General features: G+C 69.7%; 21 protein-coding genes. 9 read left to right on the top strand and 12 right to left on the bottom strand.

What is annotated here, in order from left to right:
* The first annotated feature begins 39 nt into the window (after positions 1–39).
* Positions 40–645: a TetR/AcrR family transcriptional regulator gene (locus BST17_RS20505; RefSeq protein ID WP_083060758.1), complete on the top strand. Its 606-nt coding sequence runs from the start codon at positions 40–42 to the stop codon at positions 643–645.
* Positions 646–685: 40 nt separating this feature from the next.
* A complete protein-coding gene (locus tag BST17_RS20500; RefSeq protein WP_083060738.1) occupies positions 686–1,603 on the top strand; it encodes an SAM-dependent methyltransferase in 918 nt (305 codons plus the stop codon).
* A 14-nt stretch (positions 1,604–1,617) separates the two neighbouring features.
* Here the strand turns inward: BST17_RS20500 and BST17_RS20495 are convergent, their stop codons facing one another.
* Genes BST17_RS20495 through BST17_RS20475 form a run of 5 tightly spaced genes read right to left on the bottom strand, consistent with a single transcriptional unit; the run spans position 1,618 to position 7,864 of the window.
* On the bottom strand, positions 1,618–3,282 hold the full coding sequence (locus BST17_RS20495) for an acyl-CoA synthetase (protein ID WP_083060737.1): 1,665 nt from the start codon (positions 3,280–3,282) through the stop codon (positions 1,618–1,620).
* A 50-nt stretch (positions 3,283–3,332) separates the two neighbouring features.
* On the bottom strand, positions 3,333–3,767 hold the full coding sequence (locus tag BST17_RS20490; RefSeq protein WP_083060736.1) for a cupin domain-containing protein: 435 nt from the start codon (positions 3,765–3,767) through the stop codon (positions 3,333–3,335).
* Between the two features lie 24 nt (positions 3,768–3,791).
* A complete protein-coding gene (locus tag BST17_RS20485; protein ID WP_083060735.1) occupies positions 3,792–4,982 on the bottom strand; it encodes an FAD binding domain-containing protein in 1,191 nt (396 codons plus the stop codon).
* The gene (locus BST17_RS20480) at positions 4,979–6,346 is read right to left on the bottom strand and encodes an MFS transporter (RefSeq protein ID WP_083060734.1); all 1,368 of its coding nucleotides are present in this window, start codon (positions 6,344–6,346) and stop codon (positions 4,979–4,981) included. Before BST17_RS20480 ends, BST17_RS20485 begins: the two co-directional genes overlap by 4 nt.
* Before the next feature lie 27 nt (positions 6,347–6,373).
* Entirely contained in the window at positions 6,374–7,864 is a 1,491-nt protein-coding gene (locus tag BST17_RS20475) for an aldehyde dehydrogenase (protein ID WP_083060733.1), read from the bottom strand.
* A gap of 126 nt (positions 7,865–7,990) precedes the next feature.
* Between BST17_RS20475 and BST17_RS20470 the strand changes: the two genes are divergently transcribed.
* From BST17_RS20470 to BST17_RS20460, 3 genes are all read left to right on the top strand, one after another.
* Positions 7,991–9,796 carry a helix-turn-helix domain-containing protein gene (locus tag BST17_RS20470; RefSeq protein ID WP_109750226.1) on the top strand — a complete coding sequence of 602 codons (1,806 nt, stop codon included), beginning with the start codon at positions 7,991–7,993 and terminating at the stop codon, positions 9,794–9,796.
* A 176-nt stretch (positions 9,797–9,972) separates the two neighbouring features.
* Positions 9,973–10,950, top strand: coding sequence for an amidohydrolase family protein (locus BST17_RS20465; RefSeq protein WP_083060756.1), 978 nt, complete (start codon positions 9,973–9,975; stop codon positions 10,948–10,950).
* A 12-nt stretch (positions 10,951–10,962) separates the two neighbouring features.
* A complete protein-coding gene (locus BST17_RS20460; protein ID WP_083060732.1) occupies positions 10,963–12,042 on the top strand; it encodes an NADH:flavin oxidoreductase/NADH oxidase in 1,080 nt (359 codons plus the stop codon).
* Positions 12,043–12,150: 108 nt separating this feature from the next.
* On the opposite strand, the gene BST17_RS20455 is transcribed toward BST17_RS20460, so the two are convergent.
* Positions 12,151–12,555: a hypothetical protein gene (locus tag BST17_RS20455; RefSeq protein WP_083060731.1), complete on the bottom strand. Its 405-nt coding sequence runs from the start codon at positions 12,553–12,555 to the stop codon at positions 12,151–12,153.
* A gap of 65 nt (positions 12,556–12,620) precedes the next feature.
* A complete protein-coding gene (locus BST17_RS20450; RefSeq protein ID WP_083060730.1) occupies positions 12,621–12,977 on the bottom strand; it encodes an Rv0313 family protein in 357 nt (118 codons plus the stop codon).
* A gap of 37 nt (positions 12,978–13,014) precedes the next feature.
* Here BST17_RS20450 and BST17_RS20445 point away from each other — a divergent pair, with 37 nt between their 5' ends.
* The 3 genes from BST17_RS20445 to BST17_RS20435 are packed head-to-tail and all read left to right on the top strand — an operon-like array spanning position 13,015 to position 14,900.
* Positions 13,015–13,833: a nuclear transport factor 2 family protein gene (locus tag BST17_RS20445; protein ID WP_083060729.1), complete on the top strand. Its 819-nt coding sequence runs from the start codon at positions 13,015–13,017 to the stop codon at positions 13,831–13,833.
* Positions 13,834–13,885: 52 nt separating this feature from the next.
* The gene (locus tag BST17_RS20440; RefSeq protein WP_083060755.1) at positions 13,886–14,488 is read left to right on the top strand and encodes a hypothetical protein; all 603 of its coding nucleotides are present in this window, start codon (positions 13,886–13,888) and stop codon (positions 14,486–14,488) included.
* Positions 14,489–14,531: 43 nt separating this feature from the next.
* The gene (locus tag BST17_RS20435) at positions 14,532–14,900 is read left to right on the top strand and encodes a DUF732 domain-containing protein (RefSeq protein WP_083060728.1); all 369 of its coding nucleotides are present in this window, start codon (positions 14,532–14,534) and stop codon (positions 14,898–14,900) included.
* Between the two features lie 14 nt (positions 14,901–14,914).
* Here the strand turns inward: BST17_RS20435 and BST17_RS20430 are convergent, their stop codons facing one another.
* Positions 14,915–15,706, bottom strand: coding sequence for an SGNH/GDSL hydrolase family protein (locus BST17_RS20430; protein ID WP_109750225.1), 792 nt, complete (start codon positions 15,704–15,706; stop codon positions 14,915–14,917).
* 52 nt (positions 15,707–15,758) lie between these two features.
* Positions 15,759–16,016 carry a hypothetical protein gene (locus BST17_RS20425; RefSeq protein WP_133053559.1) on the bottom strand — a complete coding sequence of 86 codons (258 nt, stop codon included), beginning with the start codon at positions 16,014–16,016 and terminating at the stop codon, positions 15,759–15,761.
* 136 nt (positions 16,017–16,152) lie between these two features.
* On the opposite strand from BST17_RS20425, the gene BST17_RS20420 reads away from it, so the two are divergent.
* Positions 16,153–16,629: an NUDIX hydrolase gene (locus tag BST17_RS20420; protein ID WP_083060726.1), complete on the top strand. Its 477-nt coding sequence runs from the start codon at positions 16,153–16,155 to the stop codon at positions 16,627–16,629.
* Here the strand turns inward: BST17_RS20420 and BST17_RS20415 are convergent, their stop codons facing one another.
* From BST17_RS20415 to malQ, 3 genes are all read right to left on the bottom strand, one after another.
* Positions 16,630–18,057 carry a serine/threonine-protein kinase gene (locus BST17_RS20415; RefSeq protein WP_083060725.1) on the bottom strand — a complete coding sequence of 476 codons (1,428 nt, stop codon included), beginning with the start codon at positions 18,055–18,057 and terminating at the stop codon, positions 16,630–16,632.
* A 22-nt stretch (positions 18,058–18,079) separates the two neighbouring features.
* A complete protein-coding gene (locus BST17_RS20410; protein ID WP_207573685.1) occupies positions 18,080–18,520 on the bottom strand; it encodes a hypothetical protein in 441 nt (146 codons plus the stop codon).
* Between the two features lie 64 nt (positions 18,521–18,584).
* Complete coding sequence (malQ, locus tag BST17_RS20405) at positions 18,585–20,693, bottom strand: 4-alpha-glucanotransferase (protein WP_083060724.1); 2,109 nt, start codon at positions 20,691–20,693, stop codon at positions 18,585–18,587.
* Positions 20,694–20,717 lie beyond the last annotated feature (24 nt).

Raw genomic sequence — 20,717 nt, 5'->3', positions numbered from 1 at the left:
AAGGATGTATCTGACGCTCGAATTTGGGAGAATATGGCGATGGCTGAGCGATGGACCAAGCAGCGGCGCATGGAGCAGACCCGCACGGTGCTGCTCGATGCGGCCGAGGAGATCTTCGCCAGGCGTGGTTATGCCGGTTCGCTGGAGGACATCGCCGAGGCCGCCGGCTACACCCGGGGTGCCATCTATGCGCAGTTCGGCGGCAAGGACGAACTCTTCCTCGCGGTGATCGAGCGGCATCGGCAGCGGTTCCTGGACGGGTTCGCCGATGTGATGGCCTCTTTCGACCGGTTCGCCGATATCGAGGTGGACGGCTTCGCCGACCGTTGGCGACTGCTCAGTGGTACCGACGCCCAGCAGGCCGCCGCGCTCAACTACGAGTTCACCCTGTTCCTGCTGCGCAACCCGGCAGCACGCGAGCGGGTGGCGGCCCAGCGTCGGGAAACGGTCCGCTCACTGGCCGAGTACATCTCCAAGGGTGTTGCCCGGCTTGGTGGTTCGTTGATCGTGCCGGCGGAGTCGCTGGCCCGGGTGATCTTGGCGACCAACGACGGGGTGACGCTGGCCAGCCATCTGGACGGCGAGGATCTGTACCGGACCTTCCTGCAACTGGTGATGTCGAGCGTCGGGGCCCCCGACGACTGAGCCGGTGGCATCTGCGCGATGAAGCGTAGGCTGTCTAACTATGGGACGAGCCGATGATGACACCTGGGATCTGACCAGCAGCGTGGGCGTGACCGCCACCGTGGTCGCCATGCAGCGGGCCATCGCGACCCGCACCGGCGTCGCGCAGATCGATGACCCCTACGCCGAGCCTTTGGTCGCCGCGGTCGGCGTACCGACCTATACCCGCCATGCACGAGGTGAATTCGACGGCGACGGGCCGGCCGATGCACTACGGATGGCCGATGGTATCGCCGTCCGCACCCGGTGGTTCGACGAGTTCGTCATCGACGCGCTCGGGGCGGGTATCCGTCAGTTCGTCATCCTGGCCTCCGGGCTGGACGCCCGCGCGTACCGATTGCCCTGGCCCGCGGACGCCACGGTCTTCGAGCTGGACAAGTCCGAGGTCATCGACCTCAAGACCCGCACCCTGGCCGACCTGGGCGCGCTTCCCGTCCCGCGGCACGAGGCGATCGGCGTCGATCTGCGCGACGACTGGCCGGCCGCACTGCGCCGCGGTGGATTCGATCCCGGGCGCCCGACGGCGTGGCTGGCCGAGGGACTGCTGATCTACCTTCCGCCCGAGGCACAGGATCGGTTGTTGGACAACGTCACTGCACTCAGTGCTCCCGGCAGCCGGCTCGCCACCGAGAACACGTCGACCATCACCGCCGAGGAACTGCAGGAAATGAGCGAGCGGATGCGCGCGACCCAGCAGGAGTGGCGCGAGCAGGGTCTGGACCTCGTCGAGGAGGTCGACGTCGCCGAACTGTTCTACGCGGGCGACCGCACGCCCGCCGCGACGCACCTGTCCGACACCGGCTGGGCGGTGTCGCTGCGGCAGAGTTCGGATCTGTTCGTCGAGTACGGGCTGGCGCCGACCAGTGCGGCGTCGGCGTCCTTCGGCGACATCGTCTACCTCTACGCCACCCTGGAATGAGCCGCGGTGTCCGATCAGCCGGCGGGCAGTACCTCACCGGTGGCGACTGCCTTGGCCCACCGGTAGTCGGCCTTACCGGCCGGTGAACGCTGGATCTTGGGATGCCGGATGAAGGCCTTGGGAACCTTGTAGCGGGCCACCGACTGCCCGCACACCGCGGCGAGATCGTCGTCGTCGGCCTCGGCGCCCTCGGCCAGTTGCACCACGGCCACCACCTCTGAGCCCCACCGTTCCGAGGGCCGCCCGACCACCACGACGTCGTAGACGGCCGGGTGTGCGGCGATGGCGCGTTCGACCTCTTCGACGAAGATCTTCTCCCCGCCGGAGTTGATGGTGACCGAGTCCCGGCCGAGTAGGTGAATCCTGCCGTCGGCCAACACGTTTGCCCGGTCGCCCGGCACCGACCAGCGCACCCCGTCGATGGTCGGGAAGGTGCGGGCGGTCTTGGCCGCATCGCCCAGGTACCCCAGCGGGATCAGATCCCGGCGCGCCAGCCAACCGCCGCCCTCGCCCGGGGTCAGCACCCGTGAGAGGTCCTCGGCGACCACGGCGGTGTCGGACTGGGCGTCGAACACGGCGGGCGTCGTCTCGCCACCGGCGGTCGAGAACGTGCTGAGCTGCGCCCCGGATTCGGAGGCGCCGACCGCGTCGAGCAGCGTCACGTGGGGGAGCGCGGCGAGGATGCGTGCGCGCACCGTCGGTGACAGCGCGGCCCCGCCGTTGGTGATGGTGAACAAACCGGACAGGTCGTAGTCACCACGCTCGATCTCCTCGACGAGCGGCCGGGCGACCGCATCGCCGACCACCGGAATGGTCAGTACGCGTTCGCGTTCGGCCAGGCGGAGCACCTCGGCGGGTCGCAACCGCTCGACGTCGTCGGGGATGACCAGCCGCCCGCCCATGGTGATCGCGTTGTAGGCAGCCCATTGCGCGGCGCCGTGCATGAACGGCGGGATCATCAGCATGGCCAGGGCGCCCGCGCCGGCGCGGGCCTTGGCGGCCAGCTCGTCATAGGAGGCCAGCGGCTGATCGCTGCCGAACGGCCGGCCGCCCATCGAGGACAGGAAGATGTCGTGCTGGCGCCAGAGCACACCCTTGGGCATGCCGGTGGTGCCGCCGGTGTAGAGGATGTAGAGATCGTCGCCGGAGGGCTCGGGCAGTCCGCCGGCCGGGGCGGGGGTCGCCAGCGCGGCCTCGTAGTCGACCGCGCCGGGCAGCAGGTCGTGGCCGGTGTCGTCGGCGACCTGGATGAGCACCTGCAGATGCGGTACCCGGTCCCGGATCGCGGCGACCCGCGGTGCGAACTCGGCGTTGTAGACCAGCGCCCGCGCCTTCGAGTCGTTGAGCAGGTAGACCAACTCTTCCTCGACGTAGCGGTAACTGACGTTGAACGGTGCGACGCGGGCGCGATAGGCGCCGATCATCGACTCCAGGTACTCATTGCCGTTGCGCAGATAGATGCCGAGATGGTCCTGACCGGACTCGTGGCCGGCCAGCGCAGCGCGCTCGGTGTGGGCGCCCAATCCCTGGGCGGCCAGGAAGTGGGCGAACCCGTCGACCCGGGTGTCGACATCGGCATAGCTGAGTCTGCGATCCCGCCAGACGACGAACGTCTGGTCGCCGATCGCCCGGGCCACGGTACCGAAGACCGATGACAGGTTGAAGGTCACTCCGCTCATGACACTCGACCATACATTGAACGGACAAGCGTATGGTCAAGTCCGCCGTCTCAGCGCAGCGGGAGTGGCGCGTTGGCGCTGTCGAGGTGCTCCACCGTCGTGAATACCAGCTCGCCGTCACCGATGTTCTCGATATCGTGCAGCAGGTATTCGCCGGGGCCGAAGTGGAAGTGGCGGGTCTCGCCGGCGTCGTAGGCGACCTCCCGCACCGTGCCGTCGTGGGTGTGCTGACGGCTGCGCCCGGCGTTGACCGCAGTCCAGAAGTAATCCAGCACGTGCCGGTGGGCGTGCCAGCGTTCCCCCGGCGCCAGCCGGATCTCCCAGACCCGCACCCGGTCGTTCTCGCTGAGCAGCCGGGATCCGACGGCACCGTCGTGGGAGTGCTCCTCGAACTCGGTCTTCAGCCAGTCCGGCCAGGTGTCGAAATCTTCGGCGACCAGTTCACCGGCGAGCGGAAGATCGGTCAGAAAGTTGTTGTCGGTCATCGGGTGTGCCTTTCGTGAGGAGATTCAGATGCCGGGGCCGTAGAGGCCGAAGCGCAGATCGGGGTCCCGGGGATCCCAGGTGTTGTGGAATTGGGATCGTTCGCCCATGGCGACCACGCGCCGCAGCAGGGAGTCACTGAGCTGTAGTTGCGCGGGTTCCCATTTGGCCAGTGCCGAGGGGATGTCGCCGACGGTCTCGGCCAGGGCGGTGGCCAGGGTCCAGGCGTCGGCGGCCGCCTTGGCCGTGCCGGCAGCCGCGTGCGGCCGCGACGCACATGCCGCGTCGCCGATCAGCGCCACCCGCCCCAGCGCCATCCGGGTGGACCGGACATCGCAGAGCACCTGGATGTAGGGGGTCTCGGTGCGCACCACCACCTCGGCGACGGCCGGAGCGAACAGATCTGTTGCCGCGCGGCGCATTTCGTCGATGTAGCGGTCCTGTACCTGGCCCGGGTGGATCGACACCGAACCGGTGAACCCACGCTTGTCGATCAGCATCTCGCTGAGGTCGGGACCGGCCGGGGCATTGCGGTACCAGACATAGTTGATCAGCCGGTGTGCCTCGTCGAGCCCCTCCTCGCCGGGGATCGGGTACATGGTGATGTGTGAGTTCGGGACCACGTCATAGGTGATCGCGTCGTGCAGTGTTGCGCGGGTGGCCTCGGTCAGCGCCGACTGTGGCACCGTGCCGCGCCAACCGACGTACCCGGAATAGGTGAGTTCGGCACTCGGGTCGAAACGCTGCCGTGCCGCCGAGGTGATGCCGTCGGCGAACACCACCAGATCGGCGGAGGCGGTGCGGCCGCTGACGAAGCGCACGGTGGCGCGTTCGTCGTCCTGGCCGAAGCCGCAGGCGTACTCGCCGTAGTGATAGCGCTCGGAGCCGAAGTCGGCCAGCAGCGCCCGGTAGAAGGTGCCCCAGGAGGTGTAGGTCCAGCGCGCCGGCTCGCGGTGGGCGATGCTGCCGTCGGCGTCGAGATACTGCACATGCGAGGTGGCGGTGTGCAGGTCGTCGAGATCCTGACTGCTGCGCTCGGTGAACCAGCGCACGGTATCGGGCTGCAGCACGATGCCTCCGCCGCGGCCGTCCAGCGGGCCGGGGGTGCGTTCGTAGACATCGACGGTGAAGCCGAGGTCGCGTAGCAGCAGGGCCGCGGTGAGCCCGCCGATGGATCCGCCGACGACGATCGCCGACGCGCCTGCGTGATCGCTCATGAGTGGCTCTTTTCGGTAGAGGTGACGGGCTGGAAATGGCTGTCGGTGGGTAACGGCTCGCCGCGGGTCTCGGCGGCGAAGGCCAGGCCCACCACCGCGATCAGGCCGAGGGCCGCCACGGCGGCGGTGGCCACGCCGAGATCGCCGCCGAACCAGGAGGTGGCGATGACGCCGGCGCCCAGCGGTCCCAGTGCGGTGACGAACCGTCCGACGCTGTTGGAGACCGCCAGTGCGGTGGCCCGCACGCTGGGCGGGAACACCTCGGGTCCGTAGATGAACGTGCCCGACAGCGCGCCGAACAAGCCAAATCCCAACAACGGCATGGCGAACAGGAATTCGGTGTACCCGCGGTCGAAGGGGAAGGTCCAGGCGATCGAGGCGGCGGACACGACGAAGCTCATCAGGAAGGTCCGGCGCCGCCCGATGGCGTCGGCGATGAAACCCCAGGTGGCATAGCCGATGATGCCGCCGGCGTTGAACAGCATGGCCGTGACCGCCACCCGGTGGTCGGTGACCGCTTGCGGCACAGCCTCATCGGCGCTGATCTGACGGATGATCTGCGGGTACCAGGTGGACACGCTCCAGAAGGCCAGCAGGGCGCCGGACGCCAGCGCCGTGCACACGAGCATCGGCCGGCGCAGCGGCGGCGCGATGAGGCGGCGCAGCACGAACTGTTCGCGGGTGCCCGCGGCCTTGCGCTGCCTGCGGGCGTGCATGCCGGCGTTGATCTCCGGCGGTTCCGGGACGTAGCGGCGGATGAACCACACCAGCAGCGCGGGCAGGCCGGCCAGCAGCATCATGAAGCGCCACCCGTGATCGCCCAGCAGCGCGTACACCGCCGCGGCGGCGAAGAACCCGCCGGCATAGCCGGCCATCATCACCCCGCCGGCGCGGGCGCGGTAGCGGTTGCGCCAGGTCTCGGCGATCAGCGCGGCACCCACCGGCGCCTCGACGCCCGACCCGACCCCGGCGATGAAGCGCAAGATGCCCAGCTGCCACCAGGTGTCGGCGAAGGCGGCCAGGGCGCTGAACACGGCGTAGGTGAGGATGCCCACCGACAGCACCCGGGTGCGGCCGAAGTAGTCGGCCAACATCCCGAACATGATGCCGCCGACGGCCCAGCCGAGCAGGAACAGCGCCACGGTCAGACCGCCGTACAGGCCGATCGACGACGAGGACACCGCGACCCCGCTGTGCGGGAGCAGTTCGGTCATGGTGGGCCCGAGGACCAGCACGTAAAGGCTGCCTGCGAAGCCGTCGAGGCCCCAGCCCAGGGTGGTACCGGCCAGCACCAGCCATTGCACGCGGGTGATCTCGTGCCGCCAGCCGGGGCCGGCCGACGCACGGGACGTGTTGTGGTTCACGGAAAAGCCTTTCTCGAGGAGTCGGGGTCAGTTGAGGCGACGCTGGCCGAAGTTGCCGTACCAGTCGACGGGTTCGGCGGCGGTGCGCACCACGACGGTCTTGATCCACGAGAAGTCGTCGAAGGACTCGGTGCCCGCGTCCTTTCCGGTGCCGGATTCCTTGACCCCGCCCCAGGGCAGCGACGGTTCCAGCCGGTGATGGTCGTTGACCCACACCATGCCTGCGGTGATCCGCGCCGCGACGCGGTGGGCGCGCGCCACATCCAGGGTCCACACCCCGGCGCCGAGCCCGAACTCGTTGTCGTTGGCCATCGCGACGGCCTCGGCCTCGGTGTCGAACGGGATGACCACGGCCACCGGGCCGAAGATCTCCTGGCGGGCGACGGTCATGGTCATGGAGGCCTCCGAGAGCACGGTCGGGGCCAGGAAGAATCCGTCGCGCATATCTGCGGGCAGGTCGGGAGGTGTGCCACCGGCTGCCAGGCGGGCACCTTCGTCGACGCCGGTCTGGATCAGGTGGCGCACCTTGTCGCGCTGCCGGGCGCTGATGAGCGGGCCCATCTGGGTGTCCGGGCTGCCGGGGTCGCCGACCACGATGGCCTGGGCCCGCTGCACCAGCGCCGCGACGAACGCGTCATAGATGTTGCGGTGCACCAGAAACCGTGAACCGGCCACGCAGGACTGCCCCGCGGCCACGAATGCGGCGAAGGCGGCGCCTTCGGCGGCACTGACCGCATCGACGTCGTCGAAGACGATCACCGGGGTCTTGCCACCCAATTCTGCTGTCACCCGGGCGAATCGAGACGCGGTGGCCACGGCGGCCGACCGGCCCGCCTCGGTGCCGCCGGTCAGCGTGATCTTGGCGACGTCCGGATGCTCGGTCAACCGGATGCCGGCCTCCCGGCCGCCGGTCACCACGTTCACCACGCCGGCCGGAACGCCGGCGCGGGCAAGGATGTCGGCCAGCGCGAGGGTGGTCAGCGGGGTGAGTTCGGACGGTTTGACCACCACGGTGTTGCCGTTGGCCAGCGCGGCGGACAGGCTGCGGGCCAGGATCAGCAGCGGATGGTTGAACGGGGTGATGATGCCGCATACCCCCAGTGGCAGCCGCTGCTGGTAGGTCAGATACGGACCGTCCCCTGGCAGCACCGAGTTGCGTTGTGCAGCAAGCAGTCCGGCGTTGTAGCGGAACCATTCTGGAACGCGGGACAACTGAGCCCTGGTCTCGGTGATGGGGCGGCCGTTGTTGCGGGCCTCCAGGGTGTAGAGCCGCTCGGCGTGCTCCTCGATGGCGTCGGCGATCCGCAGCAGCAGCCGGGCGCGCTCGCTGCGCGGCATATCGGCCCACACGCCGGCGGCGAAGGCGGCCTTGGCGGTGGCCACGGCGGCGTCGACCTCAGCGGCGCCCATCTCGGCGACGGTGGTGATCACCGTCGCGGTGGCGGGATCGATGATCTCCCGGACGTCCGCGGCCGGTGGTTGGGTGATGACGGGTGCGGCGTCGGTGCTGCTGGTCATGTGGTGTGTCCTTCTGCTCGGCGTGGTTATGAGTGTCGTCACGCACCGTGACCGAGACAATGTCGAAATGACCATAAGAAGCCGATCTCTATGTGGCGCTGTACATGACCGTGGCATGCTGGGCCGGTGACCACATCGGAATCGGGCGGTGCCGGCGGACGACCGGGCGCCGAGTTGTCGACCTGGCTCGGTGCCATGCGGGAGCTCAGTGCGGCCGCGACCTCGGCAGCCGGCCTGGCTGAACTGCTCGGCCAGGTCGCGACGACGGCGCGGGCGCTGCTCGGATTCGACTTCTGCGGGGTGCTGATACCCGGCCCCGAGCGCACCCGGCTCGTGGTCGCCGGGTGGAGCGGGCTGTCCGAGGACTACGTGCAGCGGGTCAACGGCGACCGGCCCATCCGGCTCGACGGCGGAGCCCCGTCGACCCGCGCGTTCCACAGCTCCCGGTCGGTCACCATCCGCGACATCACCGCCGACCCGGAGTTCACGCCATGGGGTGGCGCGGCGCAGGAGCAGGGCTACCGGGCGCTGATCAGCGTGCCGCTGATCGCCGGCGGTCGTACGCTGGGCACGCTCAACGGCTACTTCATGCCGGTGCACACCTTCACCCCGTTCGAGATCGAACGGATGACCCTGCTGGCCAACCACGCGGCGATCGCCCTCACCTCGGCCGACCGGCTGGACCAGCTGCGCAGGCTGAACACCGAATTACGCGAGCAGCGCGACGCGTTGGCGCGATCGGAGGAGATCCACAACAGCCTGCTGGCGGTGACCCTGCGCTCGGGTGGACTCGCCGGGGTCGCCGCGGCGCTGTCCGATCTCATCGGCCGGCCTGTCCTGATCGAGGACCCGCTGCACGAAATTCTCGCCACCGCAGGGGAGCTCACGTTGCTACCGGACAGTCGGCAGCGCGTCGACCGGGTGCCGGAGCAATCCGGATCGTCGCGACCGGTCCGGGCCCGCGACGGTGAGTTCTTCGTCTCCTCACCCAAGCTCGACGGAGAGCTGGTGGCCCGCATCTGGTTTCCCGACGGCACGAGCGAACCGGACCCGATGACCGTACGCGCCGTCGAGCACGCCTCGATGGTCGTATCGCTGGAGTTGCTGCGGGCGCGCACCGCCGCCGAGGTGGAACAGCGGCTGCGCGGCGAACTGCTCTCCGAGGTGCTCAGCGAGGCCGCCGAGCTTCCCGACGCGGTGTTGCGCCGTGCCCAACTGCTCGGGCACGACCTGAGTCAACCGCACCATGTCATCGTCGCGCGGATCAACCGGTTACCGGGCCGGTCTCCGAAATTACTGCGCGAGCGCATCTTCGGGCGCGTCACCGACTTGGCCGCCGACCACCGGCCGCGACCGTTGGCGGCATCCATCCGGGACGACATCGTGGTGCTGTGGCCGCAGGGGGCGAGCCCGCCGGGATCGGACGGGCAGGCGTCCGCGGCGGCCACCGCGGCGGCCGTGCATGCCGCCATCGTCGGCGGTGTCGACGGGATCGAGGTCACCGTGGCGGGCGTCGCCCCCGGCCGCGGAACCTACGCCGAGACCTTCCGCAGCATCAAGGGTGCGCTGACCATCGCGGTGGCCGCGGACCGCTGCGACGGCGTGGTGGCGCTGGAGGATCTGGGCGTCGCCGGGTTGCTCCTGCAATTGGACGACCCCACTCTGCTCAGCGCCTTCGCGGCCCGCACACTCGGACCGCTGCGTGACTACGACCGGACCCACGGGACCGAATTGGTGCACACCATCCGCACCTACCTGGCCTGCAACCAGGACCGCAAGCGGGGCGCCGCGGTGCTGCACATCCATCCGAACACGCTGACCCAACGGCTGCAGCGGGCCGAGACGCTGTGCCGGGTGTCGCTGTCGGATCCCGCGGCGGTCTTGCAGTTCGCCACCGCGCTCACCGTGGACGACGTCGCCGCGCAGCTCTGAGCGGTACGGCCGGCACTTAAATGGCTTCATTGGGCGGCGAGCAAGATCGTGGCCGCCGCCGATGGCATATTGATGGTCGCCAGTACACACCGATCGCCGATTTATGTGTTCGGTGACATTGAGCGTGTGCCCGCACCGGATGACACTCGTAGCGACATCGCGAGGAAGGACCCATGATGATCAGCGCAGACCTGGCGCCCGGAGTGATCGACGTGCACGCGCACTGGCTGCCGCGGGAGTTGTTCGATCTCCCCGGGGCCGGCCCGCACGGTCGTATGCACGACCGGGACGGCCAGTTGTTCCTCGGCGAGATCCCGCTGTCCATCGCCACCGACGCGATGAGCGATGTCGCGGCCATCCGGGATGACATGCGGCGCAACGAGGTCGGCGTCCGCGTGCTGTCCGCACCGCCGTTCGCGTTCCCACTACAGGCCGGCGCGGACGCCGACGGCTATGTCGCCGCGTTCAACAGCGCGCTGACCGATATCGTCACCGACGCCGATGGTGCGCTGCTGGGTCTGGGGCTGGTCAGTCTGGCCGACAGCGCGGCCGTCACGGTGCAGCTGCAGCAGCTCGCCGATACCGAAGGCATTGCGGGCGTGGCTATTCCACCCCTGCTGGGTGGCGAGTCACTGGACGGCCCGGCGCTCGGGCACGTGCTGCGGGAGGCGGCCCGGCTCGACCTGTCGGTGCTGGTGCACCCGATGCAGCTGCCGCAGCCGCAGTGGTCCCGGTACTACCTGAACAACCTGATCGGCAACCCGACCGAATCCGCCACCGCCGTCGCCTCGCTGATCCTCAGCGGCCTGAAGGATCAACTTCCCGGTCTGCGGATCTGCTTCGTGCACGGCGGTGGGTGCGCGCCGGGTCTGCTCGGCCGGTGGACACATGGCTGGACCGCGCGTGCCGACGTCCGCGCCGCCGGGGCGCGGGCCCCGCAGGAGGTGTTCGGCGAGCTGTACTTCGACACCGTCACCCACGGCGCCGCGCAGCTGGACCTGCTGCGCGCCGTGGCGGGCGCCGACCGGGTGGTGTGCGGCAGCGACTACCCGTTCGACATGGCCGATGCCGACCCGGCCCGCTTCGCCGTCGAGCACGGACCCGGCCGGGACAGCATCATCCGTGCCGCCCTGGCCTATCTCGGCCTGAACTGAGGAGCAGAAGACATGGCACAGCTGTTCAGCCCCCTGACCCTGCGCGGGGTGACCTTCGCCCACCGGGCGTGGATGTCACCGATGATGCAGTTCGCCGCGGTGTCCTCGGGCCCGGCCGAGGGATCGCCCACCGACTGGCACCTGCAGCACCTCGGATCGCGCGCCGTCGCCGGCGCCGCGCTGGTCATGGTCGAGGCGACCGCCGTACACTCGGCCGGGCGCAGCAGCGTCTTCGACCTCGGGCTGTGGAACGACCGGCAGGCCGACGGGCTGGCGCGGATCGCCGAGTTCATCGGCGCGCAGGGCTCGGTGCCCGGCATCCAGATCGTGCACGCCGGCCGCAAGGGGTCAACCGGCCGACCGTGGGGAACCGACGACCGACGCTGGCCCACGGTGGGTCCCAGCGCGGTGCCGTTCGGTCGACTGCCCGCGCCCGCCGCGCTCGGGGTCGATGAAATCGGCGCGCTCGTCGCCGCGTTCGCCGCCTCCGCGCGCCGGGCCGCCCAGGCCGGGTTCAAGGTCCTGGAATTGCACGGAGCCCACGGCTACCTGATCCACCAATTCCTCTCCCCGCACTCCAACACCCGCACCGATCACTACGGTGGCTCGCCGGCGAACCGGATGCGCTTCGCGCTGGAGGTCGTCACCGCGGTGCGTGCGGCGTGGCCGCAGGAGTTGCCGCTGTTCTTCCGGGTGTCGGCGACCGACTGGCTCGGCGGGGACACCGAGGACCCCCGCCCGGGCTGGACGGTGGCCGACACCGTCACCCTCGCGGCGCGGTTGAAGACACTCGGAGTGGATCTGGTCGACGTGTCCAGCGGGGGATCGGCACCCGATGCGGTGATCCCCGTCGGGCCGGGCTACCAGGTGCCATTCGCGGCGCGGGTCCGCAAGGAGGCCGAGATCGCGACCAGCGCCGTCGGGTTGATCACCGGTGCGGAGCAGGCCGAGGGCATCATCGCCGGCGAGGACGCCGATGCGGTGTTCCTGGCCCGCGAGTTGCTGCGTAATCCGGGCTGGGTGTGGCAGGCGGCGCAGCATCTGGGCGTCGAGATCGGGCATCCGCCGGCCTACAGCCGCGCCTTCCGCTGACCGGCGAAACTCGCGTACCCGGGGTCGATTCGCACGAGAACACCCCGGGTACGGGGGTTTCGCCGCAGCCTGCCGGCCGCCTGGAGCGAGCCGCCCGGACCGAGCCGCCTAGGCCGGGAAGAATCCGTCGCCGGTCAGCACACCCGGCTGCCAGCCCCGCGCGCCGAGGCACAGCATCGGCCGGCCGTCGGCGGTCTGGGCCGCGCCCTGGGGCACCGAGCACGGGGCGCCGATCTCCTGCACACCGTGCAGGTCGTAGGACACCGTCCAGAACCCGGTGTAGACCGGCGGCCACTGGTTGGGGATCCAGCTGCACTTCATCGGCTGTCCGCCACGACCGCGGCCGAAGGTGAACAGCTGGGTGTTCTCGCACGGCGCGCCCAGCGCGGCGTGATAGTTCATACCGGGCACATCGTTGGGGTAGTGGCCGGACTCGTCATCGGCGGTGGCCGGCGCAGCAAAACCCAACGCGGCGACCGCCATCGACGCAGCAACCGTCAGTTCACGAAACATGTCCCACCTTCACCGTGGCCGATCGTCTCGGCAAAGCTTAGTGGCGCCGGCCCCGGGTTCGTGGGCTATTCCGGCGCGTCGAGCACGCTGACCGCGATGCCGTAGGGCAGGAAGCGCACCCGTCGCGCCGGATCGGTGTTGTTCTTGTTGGCGCGCAGCGCGTCCAGCTCGCTGGGATACACCTCTTCGATGTGGGCCCCGCCGGCCGCATCGACGGTGTAGATGGCCCAGACCCCGTCGCCGGCGTCACCGGTGGTCTCCGGGGTCGCCGGTCTGGCCTGCTGGGTGAACTGGTCGATCAGGGTGGCCCAGCCGGCCCGCTTGCCGAACCGGTCGAGCGCGTCGCGTAGGCCCTCGCCGGCCTCACGGGCGAGCCTGTCAAACTCTTCTGGGTCGATACCGAACGGCCCGTTCTGGCTCATTGCCGTCCTCCTTCACGCAGGGGTGGTAACCAAGGATATGTCCACAACACGTAGTGCGGTTCTGGCGGCGGTGGAGCGCTCGCCGGCGGCGGCCGCCGCGCACGATCGGTCCGGCTGGGTGGGCCTGTTCACCCCGGACGGCCGGATCGAGGACCCGGTCGGGTCGCGTCCGCACAGCGGACGTGCCGAGATCGAACAGTTCTACGACACCTTCATCGGACCGCGCACCATCACCTTCCACCGCGATATCGACATCGTGCGTGGTCACACCGTGCTGCGCGACCTGGTGCTGGAGGTCGGCATGGGCAGCCCGACCGGTTTCGGGATGGTGACCATGCGCATCCCGGCGGTGCTGCGCTATGACGTCACCGATGTCGGCGACGGCCTGGCCATCGACCGGCTGCAGGCCTTCTGGGAGTTGCCGGCGATGGCGTGGCAGTTCACCCGCAACGGCCCGGCGGCGGTGCCCGCGGCGGTCCAGCTGACCCGGGCGCTGTTGGTCAATCAGGGACCCGCGGGGGTGTTCGGATTCGCGAGCGGTCTGGGCGGCGTGGGAGGGCGCGGCAAACGCCTGATCGGGCAGCTGATCGACGATGCCACCGCCGGTGACGAGATGACGGTGAAGCGCAGGCTCGGACCGGACGTCGAGATCACCGCCGGGGACGCCGAGCGGCTGCGGCCCAGCGAGCTCGTCGCGGCGCTGGCGGGGATGCACCGACAGACCCTGCTGACCGCCGGCCGGCATGTCGCGGTCAGTCTCACCGGTGCGCCCGGGCCCGCGGTGTTGATCGCCGATGTGGGTGTGCGGCCCACCCGGATCCGGCGGGTGCGGCTGTTCGCCGACGAAGCCGGTTAGATGGGTGTGTCGCGCAGCGCCGTACCGGGTACGTGAGAGCGTTATGTCCACCATGGACAGTTCCGAGGGTTCCCCACCCGCCCAACCGGGCGCAGGCACGCCGGGCCGGTACATCAGCTACGAGGAGTTCGGTCGTCAGTTCTTCGAGGTCGCGGTCTCGGAGAAGCGTGTCGCCGACGCCATCGGGGCGATCGCCGGCGATGAGTTCCAGATGGGACCGATGGGTCAGGGCCCGGGCGGGATCGCCAAGGTCACCGCTCGGGTGCGGGTGCAGTATCCGCGGGTGACCCGCCGGGTCGGCGACAGCATCACCTTCGACATCCGGATTCCGCTGGAGATCAACATGGTGATCGATCTGCGGATCGACAAGCCGCGCTTCATGGTCTTCGGGGAGATCGTCCTGCAGGCGACCGCCCGCGCGGCCGAACCGCTGCTGCTGATCATCGATGTCGGAAAGCCCGGACCCCGCGATATCGCGATCCATGTGACATCGGGCACGCTGCGCGCCGAGGTACTGCGGGTGATGGCCGGTATCGATGCCGAGATCAAGCGGTTCATCTCGGCACACGTCGCTGGTGAGATCGACAGTCCCGGTGCGCGCGAGGCCCGGATCATCGATGTCGCCCAGCAGATCGAGGGCGCCTGGCACAGCTGACGGTGGCCGGCGCGGGCGCCGCGATGGCATAGCATTGCCAGCCATGCGCCGTTTCGCCACCTGTGTGCTGTCCACCGCCGTGTCGGTCGGTGCCGTGCTCGCCCTCGCCGCTCCGGCGCGGGCGGAGTCCGCGGCCGATGTCTTCCTCAACGCGCTGGACGCCGCCGGGGTGACGGCGCCGAACACCATGAACGCCGTCGACACCCTGGCTCTCGGCCAGTCGGTATGCCCGATGCTGTCGCAGCCCGGCCAGAATGCCGCCAACGCCGCGGCCACCGTCGCCGACCGCGCCGGTATGTCGCTCGGTCCGGCGACCATGTTCACCGGTGTGGCGATCTCGATGTTCTGCCCGGCAGCGGTCGCCGGTATCGGTGACGGCAAGATCTTCGGATTCGACCCGTTCGGGCTCTGATCACCCCGCCCGGACTACTGGGCCTCTGATCGCACCGAGATCGGGATCAGTCGCGGATGCCGCGGCTCGTGGCCGTGAAACGCGCTGCGTCCGCGCAGATGACGCCATATCCACGGCATGAACATGTTCTGCGTCCACAGCACCTGTGAGTACATCCGCGAGCGCAGCGTCGGACTCTCGTCGCCGGCCGGTACGTCGGCCCAATCATGGTTGGCGCCAGGCAGTTCCAGGGCCTCCGCCGCGGCGGCGGCGAACAACATGTGGCCGGTGCGCGATCCGTGAACCCGGTCCGGGCTCCACACGACCGGATCGGTCATCGACGCGGCGTCGTACAGGTCGACCAGGCGGAACCCGTGCCGGTCGGCCGCCGCGCGGATGACGTCGTTGATGCGCAGCACCCGCGCGATCAGCAGTCGGCCGGCGGGCAGGATCCGGGCGATGTCGGGGAAGGTGGTCGTCACGACCGTCGCACCGGAGCTCGCCAGGGTGTCGTGCAGGGTGTCCAGATCCCGCAGGGCGCGGGCGAACCGGCGTCCGGGGCGCGTCACGTCGTTCATGCCGACGCACACGGTGATCAGATCGGGCTGCATCGCCAGGGCCTGCGGCAGTTGCACTTCCAGCACATCGGCGATCCGTTTGCCGCGGACCGCCAGGTTGGCATACTGCAGCCCGGGCGAGTGCGCGTCCACCATCCGGGCCAGCCGGTCGGCGAACCCGATCAGCGTCCCCGAATCGTCGAGATCCCAGAGTCCTTCGGTCTGACTGTCGCCCACCGCGACATATCGGCTGTACCGGGTGTCGGCCACGGTGGTGACTGTAGCGGCGAGGGCCCCGCGGTGCCGTATGACGTGCGCTACGTCAGCCGACGTCGAGGTACACCAGGTTGCCGCCGAGCGGCCGGTAGTTCTCACCCGGGCGCACGCTCAGCACGGTCGAACGATCCAGTGGCGCACTGGTGTGTGGTTGCACGATCACCACGACGCCACTGCTCTCCAGTTCTGTCACGGCATCCTCGGCGTTACCCGGTCCGGACGGGGCCGCCGCAGCCGGCGCCGCCAGCCCGACCATCGACCCCGCCAGTACCGCCCCCAACGCGGCGAATCCTCTTGCCTGCATGGCTTTACTGCCTTCTTTCTCACAACTGCTGCTGTGTGCAACCGGTCGGGGTCGGTGCTAATTCCATGGAACGTAAGGGTTGACAGCAGATGAACAGTGGCGTCCACCGGTCACGGACACCCAGTACGCTGCGGTGATGCCGCAAGCAAGTGCAGGACTGCTGTTGTTCCGGGTGACCGACGGCACAGCCGAAGTGCTCATCGGGCACCCCGGCGGGCCGTTCTGGGCGCGCAAAGACGATGGCGCGTGGTCGATTCCGAAGGGGGAGTTCGACGGGTCCGAGCAGGCCTGGCCCGCGGCGCAACGGGAGTTCGCCGAAGAGGTGGGCCTGGCAGTGCCCGACGGTCCGCGGATCGATTTCCCGCCGCTGCGTCAACCGAGCGGGAAAGTCATCACGGCCTTCGCCGTCGAGGCCGACCTCGACGTCACCGACGCCGTCAGCAACACCTTCGAGATGGAGTGGCCGCGGGGATCCGGCAGGCTGCGTCAGTACCCCGAACTCGACCGGGTGCAGTGGTTCGCGGTCGGGCAGGCCCGCGTGAAACTGCTCAAGGGGCAACGGCCGCTGCTGGATCAGCTGATGCAGCAGCTGGCCGGGCGCGCGGTCGAATGATCAGGGCAGCCCGTTGCTGATGCGGATCTGCTCGCGGCACTCGCGGCGGGTCTGACCGGTCTGTTGCATGCAGACGCGCACCGGGGACTCCAGTACCCCGGGCAGCGGTTCCTCGTCGGGGGCCGGCGGGTCGGTCGTCACGGTGGGGCTCGGCACGGTGCCCGAGGTCAGTGACCAGATGGTGGCCTGGGTACCGGCCAGGGTCTCGCAGTAGACGGTCGACCCGTCGGCGGTGGTCCCGGTACCGCCGGCCGGATCGCAGTCGGCACCGACGACGGGCACCGCGGCCGGGGTGCTGACATCGGTGGTCACCGTGACGGTCGGGTCGGTCGCGGTGGTCGTGGCAGGCGGTGGCGGGGGTGCCGGCGCGGTGGTCGTCGACGGCCGGGTGCCGGTCGTGGTGGTTGGCGCGGCGGCGGGGCGCTGCTCATCGTCGGCGCGGCCGAATTCGAAGGCGGCCACCACCACCGCCACGCAGAGCAGCACCGCGAGTACCGCGGCCACCACGATCGCGGTCGCCGGGCGCTTGCGGCGCACCTTCGGTTCGGGCGCGCGGGTCGGTGCCAGCCGGGTCTGCTCGGAGGTGTCCCCGGCCAGCTGATGACCCAGCGCGCGGGCGAAATCGGTGCACTGGTCGAAACGATCACCGGGGTCCTTGGCCAGCGCCTTGGCGAACACCGGGTCCAGGTGCGCCAGCTCGGGCTTGCGGCTGCCGATGGCGGGGGGCGAGGCCGACAGATGCTGGCTGATGACCACCGCCGGATTGGAGTTGCGGAAGGGCGGTGTGCCGGTGAGTAGTTCGTAGGCGGTGGCGGCCAGGGCGTACTGGTCCGAGCGGCCGTCCAGCGGGCTGCCCATCAGCTGTTCGGGCGCGGCGTAGGACACCGTGCCGACGGTCATGTTGGTGGCGGTCAGACCGGACACGTCGTCGGACCACCGGGCGATACCGAAGTCGGCCAGCATGATCCGCCGGTCACCGGACTCCGGATGGCACAACAGGATGTTGGCCGGCTTCACATCGCGGTGCAGCAGGTTGCGCTGGTGGGCGTAGTCCAGGGCGGCGGCGACCGCGGTGATGATCTCGGTGACCTGTTCGGCCGGCAGGCCGTGCGGGTGTTCTTCGCGCAGCAACCGCGCGGTGTCCGTGCCCGGGACGTAGTCCATCGCGATCCACAACTGACCGTCGCTCTCACCGCGATCGTGCACACCGACGATGTGCGGATGCCACAGTGTGGCGGCGATATCGGCCTCCCGCTCGAAACGCAGCCGGTATTCGTCGTCGGTGGAGACCTGCGCCAGCAGGACCTTCAACGCGTCCTGACGCGGTAGCCGCGGATGCTGGGCCAGGTAGACCTCGCCCATCCCGCCGGCGCCGAGTGCCCGGACGATGGTGTATCCGGCAAACGTCGCCCCAGGCGCCAATGGCATGGGCGAATACTAGACGCCCGGCTCAGGGAGCGGGCGGAGGAACGGGCTTCGGCGAGGTCGGCACGCCGGCCCCCGGTGGCGGGACCGGGGTGGGCGTCACGGTGGTGACACCGTTCGCGCCGACCGTGCGGCCGCCGGGCCCCGAACCTGTCGAGCGGCTGGCACCGGCGGCGTCGAAGGCCGCCTGGGTGCAGTTGAGCATCAGCTGCATCTTGCCGGAGGGGATGTACTTCTGCTTCTCGACGATGCACAGGCTCTGCTGGACATCGCTGCCCACCGCGCCACCGAACATCGACGGGATGCCCATGCTCTTGAGGATCGCGACGGCCTGGGCATACGGCTCGCCGACCACATTGTGCGGGACAGCCGCGCCCTGCGGGTCCGAGCTGGCCGTGCCTGCGGTGACGACGGCCGCCGACGCAATGGCGCAGGCGCCCAGCCCCAAGCCGATTAGCTTCTTCACGTGACCTCCGGGTGTCGCGGTGCGGTGCGAACATATCGCAGAACCACACCTGTAGAAACTCCAGTCACGTGTCCATCGTCGGTACCTGCGCTTTCATTACCTCGGCAAGAGCGTTGGCGCGCGGATCGGCGAACACCTCCTCCAGCGTCAGCCGCCGGCCGTCGGGTCCGGACAGCGGTACCCGCCAGTTCGGGTACTCGTCGGTGGTGCCCGGCTGGTTTTGGGTGCGGATGTCGCCGACGGCGTCCGGCAGCGCCAGGGCCAGCAGTTTCGACGGGGTGCGGCCCAGGTAGGCGTGCAGGCCGCGGACGGTCTCGTCGATGTCGGGGTCCGCACCGATGAGACCCAGGCGGCGCAGCTCGGTCAGCCAGGCCTGCTGCTCGGTGCGGTCGTCGGCGATCTCCTCCGCGACCGGACGGGTGAGCAGGCCCAGCGATTCCCGCAGCCGGATGTGCTCGCCGGCCAGGTAGCCGGCCGTCGGGGGCAGGTCGTGGGTGGTGACCGCCGACAGCGCCGCCTCGCGCCACCGTTCGGCAGGCAACGGGGCGCCGTCATCGGTGCGCTCGAACCACAGGATCGAGGTGCCGTACACACCGCGGTCGCTCAGGTAGTCGCGCACCCAGGGCTCGACGGTGCCTAGATCCTCGCCGACCACGACGGCACCGGTGCGGTATGCCTCCAGCGCCACGATGCCGATCAACGCGTCGTGGTCGTAGCGCACGTAGGTGCCCTCGGTCGGGGCCGCGCCCTGCGGAATCCACCACAACCGGAACAACCCGATGATGTGGTCGATGCGGACCCCGCCCGCGTGCCGCAGCACCGCGTTGACCAGTGCGCGGAACGGCGCATACCCGGTCCGCTCCAACTGGTCGGGCCGCCAGGGCGGTTGCGACCAGTTCTGGCCGAGCTGGTTGTACTCGTCCGGCGGTGCGCCGGCGCTGACGCCGCGGGCCAGCACATCCTGCAGCGCCCAGGCGTCCGCGCCGCCGGGGTCCACGCCCACGGCCAGGTCGTGCATGATGCCCAGGTCCATACCGGCCTGGAGGGCGGTGGCCTGGGCGGCGGTCAGTTGGTCGTCGAGCAGCCACTGCAGCCAGCGGTGGAAGTCGACGGCGACGCGGTTGGCCGCGGCGAACGCCGCGACCTCCGGGTTGTCCGGATGGGTCAGCGCGGCCGGCCAGGAACGCCAGTCCGGACCGTGTACCTCGGCCAGTGCGCACCACGTCGCGAAGTCGTCGAGACTGCGCCCCTCGCGGTCACAGAAGGCCGTGTACGCGAGCTCGCGGCCCGCCGACCGCGGCACCCGGTACACCTGCTGCAGGGCGGCCCGCTTCACCTTCCAGGCGGCGTCACGGTCGATCCCGTCGCGGCGGCGGGCCCGGACGGCGAGTTCGGTACGCGCCTTGCGCAGCGGCCCGCGCTTGCGCAACTGGGCGTACTCGGTGATGGCCTCGACCCGCAGATACAGCGGGTTGACGAAGCGCCGCGAGGTCGGCAGGTACGGCGACGGTTCCATCGGCGCCACCGGGGCGGCCGCGTGCAGCGGATTGACCAGCACGAAGCCGGCGCCGTGTCGGGTGGCCGACCACACGGCAAGGTCGGTCAGATCGGTCAGATCGCCGGTGCCCCACGATTGTTCGGACGTGACGCTGTAGAGCTGGGTGGCCAGTCCCCACTGTCGCTGCGGCGGCGGCGCGAGCTTCGCGGGCGCCACGATCAGCGTCGTGTCGGTGTCCTGGCCGCCGGTCTGGGCGTGCAGCCGGTGGTAGCCCGGCGGTAGGTCGGCGGGCAACTCGAAGGTGGCCTCGACGATCAGCCGACCGTCCAGATCGTAAGGCGGACGATTGTTTTCGAGCTGGCGCAGCCCGGTGCGCACGGAGCCGTCCGCCAACCGGATCCACAGACCGACCGGCTCACCATGGGTGACGTGCACCCGGAATGCCGATGTGCTGCCCGACCGGGTCACCACCGTCGGCGGCAGCACGCGACCCCAGTACTCGCGGTCGTGCGCATGCGCGGCCTGTTCGCGTTCCTCCGCGGTGCCCGCCGCCACCCCGAGCGCGGCGAGCACGGCGATCAAGGTGTGCTCGGGCACCGGGATGCTCTGGCCACGCCAGTCGACGAACTCGGTTGCCACCGCGTACCGCTGTGCGAGATCGGCCAATTCGGTCATGCACCCAATCTTGCCGGATCGCCG

The organism is Mycolicibacterium bacteremicum, from assembly GCF_002086115.1.
In the GTDB taxonomy this organism is placed as follows: Bacteria; Actinomycetota; Actinomycetes; order Mycobacteriales; family Mycobacteriaceae; genus Mycobacterium; species Mycobacterium bacteremicum.
The sequence above is the reverse complement of the archived record's forward strand: the minus strand, read 5'-3'. Positions and strand labels throughout refer to the sequence as shown.